Here is a 280-nt window from a genome sequence, read left to right on the forward strand (position 1 = left end):
GTGGTAAAATGTATGAAGAAAGAATAGGAAATAGAACAGGGAGATGAAATAGTATGAGTAATCTTGCAGAGAGAACGGTAAAAACTGAGCCGATTTTTGATGGTAGAGTTATAAAAGTTCGTGTTGATGATGTAGTATTACCAAATGGAGAAATGAGTAAACGTGAAATCGTAAATCACCCTGGTGCAGTTGCTATTATTGCTATTACTGATGAGGGGAAAATTGTGCTTGTTGAGCAGTACCGTAAAGCGCTTGAGAAGGCGATTATTGAAATTCCTGC

Annotated in this window: 1 protein-coding gene; it reads left to right on the top strand. The window is 37.5% G+C overall.

Annotation, left to right across the window (positions count from 1 at the left end; all coding sequences use genetic code 11):
• Window positions 1–53 precede the first annotated feature (53 nt).
• Window positions 54–280: NUDIX hydrolase (locus JDS96_RS31040; protein ID WP_472926304.1), on the top strand; the 227-nt coding region annotated here is incomplete at its 3' end.

The sequence above is a fragment of the Bacillus cereus group sp. N21 genome (genome assembly GCF_016483395.1).
GTDB lineage: Bacteria > Bacillota > Bacilli > Bacillales > Bacillaceae_G > Bacillus_A > Bacillus_A pseudomycoides.